Source organism: Pseudomonas sp. GD04158 (assembly GCF_029834875.1).
Taxonomy (GTDB): domain Bacteria; phylum Pseudomonadota; class Gammaproteobacteria; order Pseudomonadales; family Pseudomonadaceae; genus Aquipseudomonas; species Aquipseudomonas hydrolytica.
On sequence record NZ_JAODYT010000013.1, the window covers coordinates 67,078 to 83,217 of the forward strand.

13 protein-coding genes are annotated in these 16,140 nt (G+C 65.1%); 6 read left to right on the forward strand and 7 right to left on the reverse strand.

Annotated features, from left to right (window positions below):
- Positions 1-97: 97 nt before the first annotated feature.
- On the reverse strand, positions 98-2,230 hold the full coding sequence (locus N7333_RS07845) for a TonB-dependent receptor (protein ID WP_129482536.1): 2,133 nt from the start codon (positions 2,228-2,230) through the stop codon (positions 98-100).
- A 245-nt stretch (positions 2,231-2,475) separates the two neighbouring features.
- On the opposite strand from N7333_RS07845, the gene N7333_RS07850 reads away from it, so the two are divergent.
- From N7333_RS07850 to yegQ, 4 genes are all read left to right on the forward strand, one after another.
- On the forward strand, positions 2,476-2,736 hold the full coding sequence (locus N7333_RS07850) for a DUF4212 domain-containing protein (RefSeq protein ID WP_004373678.1): 261 nt from the start codon (positions 2,476-2,478) through the stop codon (positions 2,734-2,736).
- 6 nt (positions 2,737-2,742) lie between these two features.
- Positions 2,743-4,512, forward strand: a complete 1,770-nt coding sequence (locus N7333_RS07855) for a sodium:solute symporter family protein (RefSeq protein ID WP_004373676.1) — start codon at positions 2,743-2,745, stop codon at positions 4,510-4,512.
- Positions 4,513-4,603: 91 nt separating this feature from the next.
- Positions 4,604-5,110 (forward strand): hypothetical protein, encoded by a 507-nt coding sequence (locus N7333_RS07860; protein WP_096825416.1) that lies wholly within the window; start codon positions 4,604-4,606, stop codon positions 5,108-5,110.
- Between the two features lie 202 nt (positions 5,111-5,312).
- Entirely contained in the window at positions 5,313-6,620 is a 1,308-nt protein-coding gene (gene yegQ, locus N7333_RS07865) for a tRNA 5-hydroxyuridine modification protein YegQ (RefSeq protein ID WP_129482537.1), read from the forward strand.
- Positions 6,621-6,751: 131 nt separating this feature from the next.
- Here the strand turns inward: yegQ and N7333_RS07870 are convergent, their stop codons facing one another.
- From N7333_RS07870 to N7333_RS07880, 3 genes are all read right to left on the reverse strand, one after another.
- Positions 6,752-7,453, reverse strand: a complete 702-nt coding sequence (locus N7333_RS07870) for a 3'-5' exonuclease (RefSeq protein ID WP_129482538.1) — start codon at positions 7,451-7,453, stop codon at positions 6,752-6,754.
- Complete coding sequence (locus tag N7333_RS07875; protein WP_012019933.1) at positions 7,450-9,381, reverse strand: putative nucleotidyltransferase substrate binding domain-containing protein; 1,932 nt, start codon at positions 9,379-9,381, stop codon at positions 7,450-7,452. The genes N7333_RS07870 and N7333_RS07875 overlap by 4 nt, the downstream gene beginning before the upstream one ends.
- A 139-nt stretch (positions 9,382-9,520) precedes the next feature.
- Positions 9,521-11,698 carry a malate synthase G gene (locus tag N7333_RS07880; protein WP_129482539.1) on the reverse strand — a complete coding sequence of 726 codons (2,178 nt, stop codon included), beginning with the start codon at positions 11,696-11,698 and terminating at the stop codon, positions 9,521-9,523.
- Positions 11,699-12,054: 356 nt separating this feature from the next.
- Here N7333_RS07880 and N7333_RS07885 point away from each other — a divergent pair, with 356 nt between their 5' ends.
- Positions 12,055-12,504, forward strand: a complete 450-nt coding sequence (locus N7333_RS07885) for a GNAT family N-acetyltransferase (RefSeq protein ID WP_004373663.1) — start codon at positions 12,055-12,057, stop codon at positions 12,502-12,504.
- A 34-nt stretch (positions 12,505-12,538) separates the two neighbouring features.
- A complete protein-coding gene (locus tag N7333_RS07890) occupies positions 12,539-13,057 on the forward strand; it encodes an ACT domain-containing protein (protein WP_004373661.1) in 519 nt (172 codons plus the stop codon).
- Between the two features lie 293 nt (positions 13,058-13,350).
- Here the strand turns inward: N7333_RS07890 and rarD are convergent, their stop codons facing one another.
- The 3 genes from rarD to N7333_RS07905 all read right to left on the reverse strand — a co-directional run.
- Positions 13,351-14,244 (reverse strand): EamA family transporter RarD, encoded by an 894-nt coding sequence (rarD, locus tag N7333_RS07895; RefSeq protein ID WP_004373659.1) that lies wholly within the window; start codon positions 14,242-14,244, stop codon positions 13,351-13,353.
- 347 nt (positions 14,245-14,591) lie between these two features.
- Positions 14,592-15,566 carry a serine/threonine protein kinase gene (locus tag N7333_RS07900; protein ID WP_129482540.1) on the reverse strand — a complete coding sequence of 325 codons (975 nt, stop codon included), beginning with the start codon at positions 15,564-15,566 and terminating at the stop codon, positions 14,592-14,594.
- Positions 15,567-15,643: 77 nt separating this feature from the next.
- Positions 15,644-16,140 (reverse strand): TOBE domain-containing protein (locus N7333_RS07905; protein ID WP_279858626.1); only part of this gene is annotated, 497 nt, incomplete at its 5' end.

The window sequence follows — 16,140 nt, forward strand, 5'->3', positions numbered from 1 at the left end:
GGATGCAATCCGGGCACGGCACAACAGGCCATCCCTGGATTGCATCCGGGCTACGAGGTGGCAAGCCAGGTGAACCGCGTTCACCTGGCGCTTGGCTTTACAGGCTGACCGAAATCCCCGCCTGCAGCGTGCGTGGTTCACCCGGGTAGGCCCAGGCGTTCCACGCACGTTCCTCGTAGTGCTTGTCGAACACATTGTTCAGATTGAGGTTCAGCCGCACGTTCTCGGTCAGCGGGTAGTAGGCCAGCAGGTCGACCAGGCCGTAGCCGTCCATGTCGAAGGTGTTGTTGCTGGTCTGGCCCTGGCGCTCGCTGACGTACTTCAGGCCGATGCCCAGGCCCAGGCCGGCCAGCGGGCCGCCGTCGAACTCGTAGGTATCGAGCAGGTTGAAGCTGTGTCGCGGCACGTTGGCCAGGCGCGACCCCACCGGCATGGTGGCGCTGGTGCTTTCGGTGACTTCGGCGTCAACGTAGGCATAGCCGCCGATCACCCGCCACTGCGGGGTGATGTTGCCGGCCAGATTGATATCGAAGCCACGGCTGCGCACTTCGCCGGCGGCAATGCTGCGGGTGGCATCCAGCGGGTCGCTGGTCAGCACGTTTTCCTTGACGATATGGAACATCGCCGCGGTCAGGCTCAGGTCGCGGTCGGCCATGTCGTACTTGATGCCGAGTTCATGGGCGATGCCCTTTTCCGGGTCGAAGGCATTGCCGAGGCGATCGGCGCCGCGGTTGGGCTTGAACGAGCGCGAGGTGTTGGCGAACACCGCCAGTTCGTCGGTGAGGTCGTAGATCAGGCCGAAGCGCGGCGAGACGGCGTTATGCGCCTGATCCCAGTTGCCGCTGGGATTGAGCTTGTCGTTATAGCTCTGCTCGAAACGCTCGATACGTGCACCCAGTTGCGCCTTGAGGCGTTCGGTCAGGGCGATCTGGTCCTGGACGAAGAAGGCGTAGGACTCGAGGTTCTCGCTGTCGTGGGTGGTGGTGCGGGTCAACGCCGGCAGCGGCTGGCCGTGTACCGGGTTGTACAGGTCGATAGGATAGGCGCCGCCGCCCGGCGAACGGATGATCAGCGAGTTGTAGTTGAACTTGTCGTACTCCACGCCCACCAGCAGGGTATGGGCGAAGCCGCCAAGGTCGAAGTTGCCTTCGGCGTTGGCCTGGGCATTGACGTCGTTCCAGTTCAGCCAGCGCTCGTTGTAGTTGCGCCCGATGCTGCTGGCGCCTGCAGGCAAGCCGGTGTAGGCGTTGCTGTTGTTCTCCACGGCGCCGCCATGGATCTCGCCATCGAGGTACTGCACGCCGCCGCGCAGGGTCCAGCTATCGCTCAGCAGGTGTTCGATGCGCAGCTGGGTAGTGGCGTTCTCGTTGGTCAGCTTGCCGGCGGATTCCTCGCCGAGGAAGCGGTCGCGCGGCAGCTTGCCGTTCTGGTTGGAGTAGCGGGTGACGCCACGGTCGAGCGGGTGGCGGTTGTGCAGGTAGTCGCCTTCGAGGGTGACGGCGGTGTCTTCGTTGAGCTGCCAGCGCAGCACCGGGGCGACGTTGTAGCGCTCGCTCTCGACGTCATCGCGGAAGCTGTCGCCGCCCTCGGCCACCAGGTTCAGGCGGTAGGTGAAGGCGGCCTGTTCGTCCAGCGCACCGGTGGTGTCCAGCGTGCCGCGGCGCAGACCTTCGCTGTTGACCTGGCTGCCCAGCACGGTGCGGCGCTCGGCCTGCGGCTGCTTGCTGACGATGTTGAAGGTGCCGCCCGGATCGCTACGGCCGTAGAGCATGGCCGCCGGGCCGCGCAGCACTTCGATGCGCTCGATGGTGCTGGCGTCGGGCATGTTCGGGTAGCCACGGTTGACGGCGAAACCGTTGCGGTAGAACTCCTGGCTGGTGAAGCCGCGAATCAGAAATTCGGTCAGACCCTGGCCACCGAAGTTGTTGCCGCGCTCCACGCCGCCGGCGTAATCCAGCGCATCTTCCAGGCGCACCGCGCCGACGTCCTGCACCACCTGCGCCGGCACCACGCTGATCGACTGCGGGATTTCATGGATCGGCGTATCGGTGCGCGTCGCGCTGGCCGAGCGGGTGGCGCGATAGCCGTCGACCGGCCCATCGGCTTGCTCCGTAGGGGCGGTGATCTGCATTTCCTCCAGTGCCAGCGGCGTGTCGCTGTCCGTGCTGGCGAAGGCGGTGTGGCAGGCGAAGGCGGGTAGGGCGAGAAGCGGTACGACCAGGCGTCGCATGAGTGAATCCTTGGGGCGGAAGACAGGGGAGGGCCCGGGATTCTAGTTTTTCAGAGAATCATTATCAAATGCACATTTGTCGCAGTAGGCGGCTTGGAAGATGCGTTTTTTCTTCTACAGTTTCAGCGTTTGCCCTGAGTGCCCGAAACCTCGCGATGCGGCTAATACCAATGTCTATCTGTCGGTCTTGGCTGGCCTGCTGCTAGCTTGAAGCTGCATCAGAATAACAATAACCGGAGGCGTCTATGACTTCTGAACAAGCAAATGCCGCGGCCTACTGGAAGGCCAACGTGCGGCTCATCACCTGGAGCCTAGTTATCTGGGCGCTGGTTTCCTACGGGTTCGCCATGATTCTCCGGCCGATGCTGGCGGGAATCTCGGTTGGCGGTTCCGACCTCGGATTCTGGTTCGCACAGCAGGGTTCCATCCTCTTTTTCATCGGGCTCATTTTTCACTACGCGTGGAGACTGAACAAACTCGATAAAGAATTTGGCGTCGAGGAGTAAGTGGTCATGAGCCAATTCGTCATCAACATGTTGTTCGTAGGCGCGTCCTTCGCGCTCTACATCGGCATCGCCATCTGGGCGCGTGCCGGCTCCACCAAAGAGTTCTACGTCGCCGGCGGTGGTGTGCATCCCGTCACCAACGGTATGGCGACCGCTGCCGACTGGATGTCCGCTGCATCCTTCATTTCCATGGCGGGCCTGATCGCCGCCGGTGGTTATGCCAACTCCACCTTCCTCATGGGCTGGACCGGCGGCTACGTGCTGCTGGCGATGCTGCTGGCACCCTACCTGCGCAAGTTCGGCAAGTTCACCGTGCCGGATTTCATCGGCGACCGCTTCTACAGCCGTGGTGCGCGTCTGACGGCGGTGATCTGCCTGGTGATCATCTCCGTGACCTACGTGATCGGTCAGATGGCCGGTGCTGGCGTGGCCTTCTCGCGCTTCCTCGAGGTGAGCAACTCCACCGGTATCTGGATCGCGGCCGGCGTGGTATTCGCCTATGCCGTATTCGGCGGCATGAAGGGCATCACCTACACCCAGGTCGCTCAGTACGTGGTACTGATCGTGGCCTACACCATCCCGGCGATCTTCATCTCCCTGCAGCTGACCGGTAACCCGATTCCGCCGCTGGGCCTGTTCGGTGATCATGTCGAGTCCGGCGTGCCGCTGCTGCAGAAGCTCGATGAAGTGGTACGCGAGCTGGGCTTCTCCGCCTACACCGCCGATGTCAGCAACAAGCTGAACATGGTGCTGTTCACCCTGTCGCTGATGATCGGTACTGCCGGTCTGCCGCACGTGATCATCCGCTTCTTCACCGTGCCGAAGGTTTCCGACGCACGCTGGTCGGCTGGCTGGACCCTGGTGTTCATCGCCCTGCTGTACCTCACCGCTCCGGCAGTCGCCTCGATGGCGCGTCTGAACCTGGTCACCACCATTTATCCGCAGGGCGCTTCTGCCCCGGCGCTGGCCTACGAAGAACGTCCTGAGTGGGTCAAGACCTGGGAACAGACCGGCCTGATCAAGTGGGAAGACAAGAACGGCGACGGCCGTATCCAGATGTACAACGATGCCGCTCCGGCCTTCACCGCTACCGCTCAGGAGCGCGGCTGGAATGGCAACGAGCTGACCGTGAACAACGACATCCTGGTTCTGGCCAACCCGGAGATCGCCAACCTGCCCGGCTGGGTGGTGGGTCTGATCGCTGCCGGTGCCATCGCTGCGGCACTGTCGACGGCGGCGGGTCTGTTGCTGGCGATTTCTTCGGCCATCAGTCATGACCTGATCAAGACCTTGATCAATCCGAAGATCAGCGAGAAGGGGGAAATGCGCGCAGCGCGGATCTCCATGGCGTGTGCGATCCTGCTGGCAACCTACCTGGGTCTGAATCCGCCAGGGTTCGCCGCGCAGGTGGTGGCGCTGGCCTTCGGTATCGCGGCTGCAACCCTGTTCCCGGTGCTGATGATGGGGATCTTCTCCAAGCGCATGAACGACAAGGGCGCGATCTGCGGCATGGTCGCCGGCCTGGTGGTCACCCTGCTGTACATCTTCACCTACCTGGGCTGGTTCTTCATTCCGGAGACCAACATGCTGCCCAATACCCCGGACCAGTGGTTCATGGGTATCTCCCCGGCTTCCTTCGGTTCCGTCGGTGCCCTGATCAACTTCGCCGTGGCTTACGCCGTGTCGATGGTCACTGCCGAACCGCCGCAGGAAATCCAGGATCTGGTGGAAAGCGTACGTACTCCCAAAGGTGCTGGTGCCGCTCTGAGCCACTAAGCATAATCCTGGCCTGACGCCATCGGTCGATGGTCCAGGGTCTTACAGACGGGCCTCCAGTGGAGGCCCGTCTTTTTTCGGGAACACTCATATGTTGTGGACTTTGCTTGCCATCGTGGTGGCGGGGCTCGGCGCCGCCGGTATTGCCCTGCTGCTGCGCAAACTGACGCGCAACAAACTGCCGAAGTGGATCGTGCCGCTGTTCGGCGGTCTGGGGATGCTGGGTTATCAGGTGTTCTACGAGTACTCCTGGTTCGAGCATCAGCAGGCGCGTCAACCCGCGGAATCGGTGGTGGTGGCGACGGAGGCGGGGCATGTGTTCTGGCGTCCGTGGAGCTACTTCGTGCCGATGATCACCGCCTTCACCGTGCTCGACAGCAAGAGCCTGGTCAAACGCGAGCTCGACGGCAACACGGTGGCCGAATTCATGCTCTATCGCTTCGAGAAGCAGCATGTCGATCATGTCGCGCACCAGGCGCATCTGCTCAACTGCGAGAGCGCCGAGCTGCTGCCGCTCGATGCGCAGAAGCAGCCGCAGCTGGCCCAGCTCAAGCGCATCGGCAAGGACGATCCGCTCTACCTGCAGGTGTGCCGCTAGCGCACGCTGAGCGTGGCGGTATCGGTGCGCACGGCGCACCCTACGCAAGATCCGGCGCGTAGGGTGTCGCGGGGCCGTCTAGGCCGCGCGCACCACCTCCCGTCTCGCCCGGGCGCTTTTTTGCGTCCGATAGATCCAGATCAATATCCACTCCTGCCTCCTGCATAGAATCGCCAGCCCCTGATTTTTCGAGCTTGCGGTCATGCCCCGTTTTCCCGAACTGCTGTCGCCTGCCGGCACCCTGAAGAACATGCGCTATGCCTTCGCCTACGGCGCCGATGCGGTGTACGCCGGGCAGCCGCGTTACAGCCTGCGGGTGCGCAACAACGAGTTCGACCACGCCAATCTGGCCCTCGGCATCAAGGAGGCGCACGCGCAGGGCAAGCAGTTCTACGTGGTGGTCAACATCGCCCCGCACAACGCCAAGCTCAGGACCTTCCTCAAGGACCTGGCGCCGGTGATCGAGATGCGTCCCGATGCGCTGATCATGTCCGACCCCGGCTTGATCATGCTGGTGCGCGAGCACTACCCGCAGATGCCGATCCACCTGTCGGTGCAGGCCAATGCGGTGAACTGGGCGAGCGTGCGGTTCTGGCAGCAGCAGGGGCTGAGTCGGGTGATCCTGTCGCGCGAGCTGGCGCTGGAGGAGATCGAGGAGATCCGCCGCGAGGTGCCCGGCATGGAGCTGGAGGTGTTCGTCCACGGCGCCCTGTGCATGGCCTACTCCGGGCGCTGTCTGCTGTCGGGTTACATCAACCGCCGCGACCCCAACCAGGGCACCTGCACCAACGCCTGCCGCTGGCAGTACCAGGCCACCCCGGCCGCCGAGAACGAGCTGGGCGAGATCGTCCGCGTGGTCGAGCCGACCCTGGGTCAGGGTGCGCCGACCGCCCAGGCCTTCGTGCTCGAAGAGGCGGGCCGGCCGGGCGAGGAAATGGCCGCCTTCGAAGACGAGCACGGCACCTACATCATGAACTCCAAGGACCTGCGCGCGGTGCAGCACGTCGAGCGTCTGGTGCGCATGGGCGTGCACTCGCTGAAGATCGAGGGGCGTACCAAGAGCCACTTCTACGTGGCGCGCACGGCGCAGGTCTATCGCCGAGCCATCGACGATGCGCTGGCCGGCAAGCCGTTCGACAGAGGTCTGCTGGACAGTCTCGAGTCATTGGCGCATCGCGGCTACACCGAGGGTTTTCTGCGCCGCCATGTGCATGACGAGTACCAGAACTACCAGCGCGGCAGCTCGGTGTCGGAGCGTCAGCAGTTCGTCGGCGAGCTGACCGGCGAGCGCCGCGGCGAGCTGGCCGAGGTGCGGGTGAAGAACCGCTTCGCTGTCGGTGACGGGCTGGAGCTGATGACGCCGCGGGGCAATCTGCGTTTCAGCCTGGAGCACCTGCAGAATGCACAGGGGCAGGCACAGTCGGTGGCGCCTGGCGATGGCCACGTTCTGTATCTGCCGTTGCCGGCCGATGTGCAGCTGGAATACGGCCTGCTGATGCGCGACCTATAGGTTTTCGCAGGGTGGGCGCCGATCCGTAGGGTGTCGCGGGGCCGCCGAGGCTGTGCGCACCTAGAAGCTGTGAAGAGATCAGGGCCCAGGAGGCGTTGCGCTTGCGCCGTGGCGGTCGAGAGGTGCGCCGGTCACATGGCGTGATGGCGGCGGCGCCGACTGGACAGCTGGCGCTCCAGCTCGCAGAGGCTGTCGATGCCCTGACGACGCGCCTTGCTGAACAGCATCAGCGCCAATTCGGCGGTGACCAGCGCGTCGGCGCTGGCGTTGTGCCGCTGGTGCACCTGCAGGCCGAATTCGGCGACCCACTCGTCCAGCCCGCCCTGGCGAATGCGCGACTGCGGGCACAGCAGCGGAGCGATCTCGGCGACGTCGAAGAAGCTGTGCTGCAGGCGATAGCCCAGGTGCTGCTTGAGCGCGCGGGCCAGCATGCGCTGATCGAACTCGGCATGGAAGGCCAGTACCGGGCTGCTGCCGACGAACTCCATGAAGTCCAGCAGCGCTTCGACGGGCTCCACGCCGCGCGCCACCTCGCTGGGGGCGATGCCGTGAATCAGGGTGCTGGCGCTGGCCTGGTGATCCGGCAGGTGCAGGGTGCGCTCGAACTGCTGAGCCAGGTCGATGGCGCCGTTGTCGATCACCACCGCACCGATCGCCAGCACCTGGTCGCGGCGCATGTTGAGGCCGGTGGTTTCCAGATCGAGCACGACGAAACGCTGCTGATGCAGCGGGCGCTCGTCCATTTCCGCCGGTGTGGCGAGGGTCTGGCGGCGTTCCAGTTGTCGTTGCGTCAGGGCCGGCCCGCGGCCGGTGAACCAGGTGAACTTGCTCATAGCTGATACCTCACGGCCAGGCTGCTTTGCAGTCGCTGGGCCTGGCGGAAGGATTCGCGAAGGATGCGCCGATCCAGCAGGTTCAGACTGTCAGGATCGAGACGATTGGAGTAGGGCTGCTCGTCGCGTGCCTGCAATTGGTGCTGCTGCATGCGGGTCTGCTGGATGAAGTGGTAGGCCTCTTCGTAGGCCGCGCCGTCCTGGGCCTCAATCACGCCCTTGGCGACCAGGGCGCGCAGGCGTTCCAGCGTGCCCACCGCAGAGATGTGATTGGCCAGGGCCAGCAGGCGGGCGCCATCGACGAAGGGGGTCAGGCCCTGCACCTTGAGGTCCAGGGTGTCCTTGTCGGCGCCCGAGCGCGCCACCACGAAGTCGCGGAAACGTCCCACCGGCGGGCGATGGCGCAGGGCGTTCTCGGCCATCATGTGCTGGAACAGGCTGTTGTTGCCGATGCGCCCGAGCAGTTCCTCGCGCAGCTGCTCGCAACCTTCGTCCGGGCCCCAGATCGCGCGCAGATCGAAATAGATGGTGGAGCCCAGCAGGTTCTCCGGCGTGGCCTCGAGCACGAAGCCGGCAAAGCGCCGCGACCATTCCTGGCGCGACAGGCACAGCTCGGGGTTGCTGGCCATGATGTTGCCCTTGCACAGGGTGAAACCGCACTGCGCCAGGCGCTGGTTGATCTCGGCGGCCAGCGGCAGCAGGCGCCCGCGAATGGCAGCGGCCTCGGCAGCATCGGCGGCCTCGAAGAGAATGCCGTTGTCCTGATCGGTATGCAGGGTCTGCTCGCGGCGGCCCTCGCTGCCGAAGCACAGCCAGGTGAAGGGCACCCCGGGGTCGCCCATCTCCTCGATGGTCAGCTCGATCACCCGGCTGACCGTGTGGTCGTTGAGCAGGGTGACGATATGGGTGATCTGCGTCGAGCTGGCGCCGTGGGCCAGCATGCGGTCGACCAGCAGGCGGATGTCGCTGCGCAGCCCGGCCAGGGTCTCCACCTTGCCGGCATGGCGAATGGTGCGCGCCAGGTGCACCAGGTCGACGCGCTGCAGGCTGAACAGGTCGCGCTCGGAGATCACCCCGCAGAGCTTCTCGTGGTCCACCAGGCAGACGTGGGCGATATGCCGCTCGGTCATGGCGATGGCGGCGTCGAAGGCGCTGGCGTCCGGGGGCAGGTGGAAGGGCCTGGGGGTCATCAGGTTGCTGATCGGCTGCGCCAGGTCGGCGCCGTCGGCGACCACGCGGCGCAGGTCGCGCAAGGTGAAGATGCCCAATGGGCGGTTGTCCGGATCGACCACCACGATGCTGCCTACGTGCTGCTCGTGCATCAGTCGCACGGCCTCGCGCAGCGGGGTCTGCGGGGCGCAGCCGATGGGCTGACGCATGGCCAGTTCGCCCAGGCGGGTGTCCAGCGAGTATTGCGCGCCGAGGGTTTCCACCGCGCGCAGCTGCACCTGCTGGTTGACCTGATCGAGCAGGCTGCTGACCCCGCGCAGGGCGAAGTCGCGCAGCGGGTTGGACACGGCGAACAGCTTGACGAAGGCGAGCTTGGTCAGCAGCAGGCAGAAGGTGTCTTCGGCGGCCAGGTGTTCGGTGCGGGTGGCGCGTTCGCCAATCAGCGCGGCCAGCGGGAAGCACTCGCCAACGGTGATCTCGAAGGTGGTTTCGGTGCCGCGCCGCGCGCTGTGCGGGCGCTCGCCGTGCACGCGACCCTGTTTGACGATATAGAAGTGTTCGACCGGGCCGTCGCTCGGCTTGATGATCGAGTCGCCCTCGGCGTAGAAGCGCAGCTGGCAATGCTCGACGAGGAACGCCAGATGGGCGGTGTCCATCTGGTTGAAGGGGGGAAACTTCTGCAGGAACTCCATGGTGCCGTGAATGTTCTGCAGCACCGCGGTCTTGCCCGCATCGGCCATGGCATCGGCCTTGCTCATGGGCTTGCGCCTCGCAGCTTCGGAATGCTTGCAGTGTGGCGCGGATCGGCCACCTTGCCCATTGCACCTAAGTAGGGGGCCCCGCGGAGGGGCAATGAAAAACCGCCCCGTAGGGCGGTTTTCTTGCGGCGGCTGCGAATCAGAGGCCGTTCTTGGCCTTGAACTCGCGACGACGGCGATGCAGCACCGGCTCGGTGTAGCCGTTGGGCTGCTTGGTGCCTTCGACCACCAGCTCCAGCGCGGCCTGGAAGGCGACGTTGTTGTCGAAGTCCGGGGCCAGCGGGCGGTACAGCGGGTCATTGGCGTTCTGACGATCCACCACCGGCGCCATGCGCTTGAGGCTTTCGACCACCTGCGCCTCGCTGACGATGCCGTGGCGCAGCCAGTTGGCCAGCAGCTGGCTGGAGATGCGCAGGGTGGCGCGGTCTTCCATCAGGCCGACGTCGTTGATGTCCGGCACCTTGGAGCAGCCGACGCCCTGGTCGATCCAGCGCACCACGTAGCCGAGGATGCCTTGCGAGTTGTTGTCCAGCTCGTTGCGGATTTCCTCCTCGCTCCAGTTGGTGTCCTTGGCCAGCGGGATGGTCAGGATGTCGTCCACCGAAGCCGGGGTGCGCTTGGCCAGTTCGGCCTGACGGGCGAACACGTCGACCTTGTGGTAGTGCAGGGCGTGCAGGGTGGCGGCGGTCGGCGAGGGGACCCAGGCGGTGTTGGCGCCGGACAGCGGGTGAGCGATCTTCTGCTCGACCATCGCCGCCATCAGGTCCGGCATGGCCCACATGCCCTTGCCGATCTGCGCGCGGCCCTGCAGGCCGGTGGCCAGGCCGACGTCGACGTTGTTGTTCTCGTAGGCGCCGATCCAGGTCTCGCTCTTCATGGCGGCCTTGCGCACCACGGCGCCGGCTTCCATGGAGGTGTGGATCTCGTCACCGGTACGGTCGAGGAAGCCGGTGTTGATAAATACCACGCGCTCGCTGGCGGCCTTGATGCACGCTTTGAGGTTGACGGTGGTGCGGCGCTCTTCGTCCATGATGCCGACCTTCAGGGTGTTGCGGGCCAGGCCCAGCACATCCTCGACGCGGGCGAAGATTTCGCTGGCGAAGGCGACTTCTTCCGGGCCGTGCATCTTCGGCTTGACGATGTACACGCTGCCGGTGCGAGTGTTCTTGCGCGTGGTGTTGCCGATCAGGTTGTGCACCGCGATCAGGCTGGTGAACAGCGCGTCCTGGATGCCTTCGGGAATCTCGTTGCCTTCGGCGTCGAGAATGGCCGGGTTGGTCATCAGGTGACCGACGTTGCGCACGAACAGCAGCGAGCGGCCATGCAGGGTCAGCTCGGAGCCGTCCGGCTGGGTGTAGACGCGGTCCGGGTTCATGGTGCGGGTGAAGGTCTGGCCGCCCTTGGACACTTCCTCGGCCAGGTCGCCCTTCATCAAGCCCAGCCAGTTCTTGTAAACCACCACCTTGTCGTCGGCATCGACCGCCGCGACGGAGTCTTCGCAGTCCATGATGGTGGTCAGCGCCGCTTCCATCAGCACGTCTTTCACGCCGGCGGCGTCGGTGCTGCCGATGGGGCTGGAGGCGTCGATCTGGATTTCGAAGTGCAGGCCGTTGTGCTTGAGCAGCACGGCGATCGGCGCACTGGCCTCGCCCTGGAAGCCGACCAGTTGCGCGTCGTCACGCAGGCCGCTGTTGCTGCCGCCCTTGAGGGCGACGACCAGCTTGCCGCCGACGATGGCATAGCCGGTGGCATCGACGTGCGAGCCGGCCGCCAGCGGCGCGGCCTCGTCGAGGAAGGCGCGGGCGAAGGCGATGACCTTGTCGCCACGCACCTTGTTGTAGCCCTTGCCCTTCTCGGCGCCGCCTTCTTCGCTGATCACGTCAGTGCCGTACAGCGCGTCGTACAGCGAGCCCCAGCGGGCGTTGGAAGCGTTCAGGGCGAAGCGCGCGTTCATCACCGGCACCACCAGCTGCGGGCCGGCCAGGCGGGCGATCTCTTCGTCGACATTGGCAGTGGTGGCCTGGAAGTCTTCCGGCTCCGGCAGCAGGTAGCCGATTTCCTGGAGGAAGGCCTTGTAGGCAGCGGCGTCATGGGCCTGACCCTTGCGCGCCTGGTGCCAGGCATCGATCTGTGCCTGCAGCTCGTCGCGCTTGGCCAGCAGGGCACGGTTCTTCGGTGCCAGGTCCTTGATGACCGCAGCGGCACCGGCCCAGAACTGGTCGGCAGCGATGCCGGTACCGGGAATGGCTTCGTTGTTCACGAAGTCGTACAGGGCTTTGGCGACCTGCAGGCCACCGACTTGAACGCGTTCAGTCATCACTTGCCTCACTATCTGAGCTTTACTCAATCGCCGCTTCGGGCACCTCTGAAAACGACCTGCGGGTCAACGCCTGCGCTTTCAGAGAGGCTCGTCGGAGACGGTCTGGCCGTCTTGTAGTCCGTGGCGCGGCATACTACATCAAGATTCCGGGGAAATGCAGTGGGTGTGCGTCAGACCGCGACCAAAAGACTGATTACGGTCACGAGCAGTACGCGTTGTGTTCAAAAAAGGTCGCTATTGTTTCATAAAAAAAGCAAAAACGTACACGATTAATTGTGCGGGCTACTGACAACGGGCCGAATATGGCCTACGCCACCTTCACCTATACTGCGGCCAAGCCGTTGGAGCCTGTCATGCTGGTATCTGTCGCCGCTACTGCCGATCTTGAAGACCTCACCCGCCTGTTCGCCGGGTACCTGCGTTTCTACGAGGTGCCCAAGGCTGAGACGCAGATCGCCGCCTTTCTCGGCGAGCGCCTGAAACGCGGCGACTCGCAGCTGTTCATCGCGCGTGATGCGCAGGGCGTCGCCCTGGGCTTCGTCCAGCTCTACCCCTTCCAGTCATCGCTGGCCCTTGAACCGGCCTGGCTGCTCAGCGATCTGTATGTGCACGAGTCCGCCCGCCGCCTGGGCGTCGGCGAGGCCCTGATGAACGCGGCGCGCGCCCATGCCGAGGCCAGCGGGGCCTGCGGCCTGCAACTGGAGACGGCGAAAACCAACCTGGCCGGACAGCGCCTGTACGAACGCCTGGGCTATGTGCGCGACGAGCAGTTTCTGACTTACTGGCTGGCACTACAGAATTGAACCCCTAGCACTACATGAATGAGAGAGGCCGTACATGGATCATCTGGTATTGACAGTGATTGCCGCGGATCAGCCCGGCCTGGTGGAGCGTCTGGCCGGCTGCGTCGCCGCGCACGGCGGCAACTGGCTGGAGAGCCGCATGGCGCGCATGGCCGGGCAGTTCGCCGGGATCGTGCGGGTAGACGTGCCGGCCGAGGCGCACGGCGGTCTGATCAAGGATCTGGAAGCGCTGAGTGCCCAGGGCATCCGCGTGCAGCTGGCGGCCAGCGGTAGCGAGCCGGGTGGGCGTTTCACCTCGATTCGTCTGGAGCTGGTGGGCAACGACCGCCCCGGTATCGTGCGCGACATCACCCGCGTGCTGGCCGAGCAGGGCGTCAATCTGGAGAACCTGCTGACCGAAGTGGCCCCGGCGCCGATGAGCGGCGAGCTGCTATTCACCGCCGAAGCGCTGTTGGCCGTGCCGGAGACGCTGCCCCTGGAGCAGCTGCAGACGCGCCTGGAAACCCTGGCCGACGATCTGATGGTGGAGCTGAATCTGCGCGCCGAGGATTGATATCCACGGCAGGCGTGGATCAGCCTGTGGGTAAACTGGGGAGCCCCGGCGCACTGCCTAGTGCCCCGGGGCTTTTCATTGGCTGGCCAAAAATGCAGCAGGATCAAGGGCTTGTGCACAAATGCCGGGGATGGATCTGTGGATAAGCCGGGGGTGACAGGCGCAGCGCCAGGGTTGGCGAGGCCTGGCGCCGGATGGGTGTTTTTTGTTCAGTGAAAGAGAGCCGGTGCGCGCGGCGCACCTACGAGGATGCTCGGCGCGGAATCGTAGGGTGCGCCGTGCGCACCGCCGAGTTAAGCGTTCGAGCGCTTGCGCAGGCTCAGCCAGATATCCAGGCTGTATACAAACAGCCCGGCCCAGATGCAGGCGAAGGCCAGCAGGGTGCTCGGCGAGAAATGTTCGTCGAACAGCAGGATGGCCTGCAGCAGCACCAGGGTCGGGGCCAGGTACTGCAGAAAGCCCAGCGTGGTGTAGGGCAGATGCCGCGCCGCGGCGTTGAAGCACACCAGCGGCACCAGGGTGATGGGGCCGGCCGCCGCCAGCCAGAGCGCCTCGCTGCTGGTCCAGAAGCTCGCCTGGCTGCTCATCGCCGCGGGGTGCAGCACCAGCCAGGCCAGTGCCACCGGCAGCAGCAGCCAGGTTTCCACCACCAGCCCGGGCAGTGCTGCCACCGGCGCCTGCTTGCGGATCAGCCCGTAGAAGCCGAAGGTCAGCGCCAGTACCAGCGACACCCAGGGCAGGCTGCCCACCTGCCAAAGCTGCTGCAGCACGCCCAGCGCGGCCAGGCCGACCGCCAGCCACTGCAGGCGGCGCAGGCGCTCGCCGAGGATCAGCAGGCCGAGCAGCACGTTGATCAGCGGGTTGATGTAGTAGCCCAGGCTGGCCTCGATCATCCGTTCGCTGTTCACCGCCCACACGTACACCAGCCAGTTGGTGGCGATCAGCAGGCCGCAGCCGGCCAGCACCGCCAGGCGTTTGGGGTTGTCGCGCAGCTCGCGCCACCAGCCCGGGTGTTTCCAGACGAGCAGCAGCAGGCCGCCGAACAGCGCCGACCAGAGCACCCGGTGGACGATGATCTCCATCGCCGGGACGCTTTGCAGAGCTTTGAAGTAGAGCGGGAACAGACCCCAGATGATGTAGGCGGTAAGGCCCAGAATGTACCCGCGTTGCGGGTTGGCGGTGGCCATCGGAAATCCTTGGTTAGGCAGCTAACGGTTGCCGCAAGATTCTAGTCCTCTGGCCCCGGCCTTGTCTGTTCGTTCAGGTTTTTCCGCATGCCGAGCGGCCGGCAAAGTCGTAAGGCAAAGTTTACGCAGCGCGCGCAACTGTATCAGTCGACCCAGTACGTAGCCCGGTGCCATCCGGGAACGGCGCCCCGGGTTGCATCCGGGTTACTCCACTGTCGGCGTTGCGGGTCGCCGTCCAGGTAGGGTGCGCCGTGCGCACCAGCCGTTCCGGATACACCTGCTCACCGTTCGGCATCGCCCGCATCGGTGCGCACGGCGCACCCTACATGAGGGATCTAAACGACGCCTCAGAACAGCCGCAGCGGCTCCTCGTCCAGCGCCGCCAGTTGTTCGCGCAGAGAGAGAATCTGGTCGCCCCAGTAGCGTTCGCCGGCGAACCAGGGGAAGGCCAGGGGGAAGGCCGGATCGTCCCAGCGCTTGGCGATCCAGGCGCTGTGGTGCATCAGGCGCAGGGCGCGCAGGCCCTCGATCAGCGGCAGTTCGCGGGCGGCGAAGTCGTGGAATTCCTGATAGCCGTCGACCAGCTCGGCGAGCTGGCCGAGGCGTTCGTGGCGCTCGCCGGCCAGCATCATCCACAGGTCCTGCACCGCCGGGCCCATGCGGCAGTCGTCGAGATCGACCATATGGAAGGCGTCGTCGCGGTGCAGCAGGTTGCCGGGGTGGCAGTCGCCGTGCAGGCGGATCGGCGTGTAGCGCACGCGGGCGAACAGCTCGTCGAGACGGGCGAGCAGGTCGCGCGCCACCGACTCGTAGGCGGGCAGCAGGCTGCGCGGTACGAAGCCGCCGTCGAGCAGGGCGGCCAGCGAGGCGTGGCCGAAGCCGCTGACCGTCAGACTTTCGCGATGCGCGAAGGGGCGGCTGGCGGCGATGGCATGCATGCGCCCGAGCAACTGGCCGAGGCGATACAGCTGGTCGAGATTGCCCGGCTCAGGCGCACGTCCGCCGCGGCGGGGAAACAACGCGAAGCGAAAGCCGCCATGCTCGAACAGCGTTTCGCCATCGCGCAGCAGTGGCGCCACCACCGGCACTTCGTGTTCGGCCAGCTCGAGGCTGAAGGTGTGCTCTTCACGGATCGCCGCATCGCTCCAGCGGTCCGGGCGATAGAACTTGGCGATCAGCGGCGTTTCGTCCTCGATGCCCACCTGATAGACGCGGTTCTCGTAGCTGTTGAGTGCCAATACGCGGGCGTCGCTGAGATAGCCGAGGCTCTCCACGGCATCGAGCACCAGATCCGGGGTGAGGGTGGAGAAGGGGTGGCTCATGAGCGGCTCCGCATAGGTGGAGGCACAGTGTACCTGGCCGATGGTCTGGCCGTCGGGCGGATGCAGCATCACCCGCCCTACAGTTGCGTACCCAGCAGCACCTGGCTGGCGGCGAATTGCGCGCGCACCGGGTCGCCGACGACCAGGCCCAGCGTCGCAAGGTGTTGCGGCTCGACCGAGGCGCACAGGGTCTGGCCGTTGCTCAGGCTCATGCGTACTTCGCTGGGGCCATCGCTGGCCGGCAGGATCTGCTCGATACGGCCTTCCAGTGCATTGCGTTCGGCGTCTGCCGCCTGGCTCAGCGGCTGCAGCTCCAGCCAGCCGGCCTTGATCAGAGCGACCACGCTGCTGCCAGCGCTGAGCTGCAGGTTTTCCGTGCTGTCGTGGGTGATCTGCGCCTGCAGGTGCGCACCGCCAGGCAGTTCGATATCGATGAGGTCGTTGTGGCCGTGGGACTGAATCTGGCGCACGCGTCCGGCGAGCTGGTTGCGCGCGCTGGTGCGCAGCATCAGGCGACCGAGCAGTTCCAGGTCGGCCTCGTCGCCGGCGGCCTGCAGCAGTTGTGTCTGCAGCG

Excerpts from the sequence above, each read along its gene's own strand:
- N7333_RS07845 (WP_129482536.1), bottom strand. The coding sequence starts at position 2,230 with ATGCGACGCCTGGTCGTACCGCTTCTCGCCCTACCCGCCTTCGCCTGC.
- N7333_RS07850 (WP_004373678.1), top strand. The coding sequence starts at position 2,476 with ATGACTTCTGAACAAGCAAATGCCGCGGCCTACTGGAAGGCCAACGTG.
- N7333_RS07855 (WP_004373676.1), top strand. The coding sequence starts at position 2,743 with ATGAGCCAATTCGTCATCAACATGTTGTTCGTAGGCGCGTCCTTCGCG.
- N7333_RS07860 (WP_096825416.1), top strand. The coding sequence starts at position 4,604 with ATGTTGTGGACTTTGCTTGCCATCGTGGTGGCGGGGCTCGGCGCCGCC.
- yegQ (WP_129482537.1), top strand. The coding sequence starts at position 5,313 with ATGCCCCGTTTTCCCGAACTGCTGTCGCCTGCCGGCACCCTGAAGAAC.
- N7333_RS07870 (WP_129482538.1), bottom strand. The coding sequence starts at position 7,453 with ATGAGCAAGTTCACCTGGTTCACCGGCCGCGGGCCGGCCCTGACGCAA.
- N7333_RS07875 (WP_012019933.1), bottom strand. The coding sequence starts at position 9,381 with ATGAGCAAGGCCGATGCCATGGCCGATGCGGGCAAGACCGCGGTGCTG.
- N7333_RS07880 (WP_129482539.1), bottom strand. The coding sequence starts at position 11,698 with ATGACTGAACGCGTTCAAGTCGGTGGCCTGCAGGTCGCCAAAGCCCTG.
- N7333_RS07885 (WP_004373663.1), top strand. The coding sequence starts at position 12,055 with ATGCTGGTATCTGTCGCCGCTACTGCCGATCTTGAAGACCTCACCCGC.
- N7333_RS07890 (WP_004373661.1), top strand. The coding sequence starts at position 12,539 with ATGGATCATCTGGTATTGACAGTGATTGCCGCGGATCAGCCCGGCCTG.
- rarD (WP_004373659.1), bottom strand. The coding sequence starts at position 14,244 with ATGGCCACCGCCAACCCGCAACGCGGGTACATTCTGGGCCTTACCGCC.
- N7333_RS07900 (WP_129482540.1), bottom strand. The coding sequence starts at position 15,566 with ATGAGCCACCCCTTCTCCACCCTCACCCCGGATCTGGTGCTCGATGCC.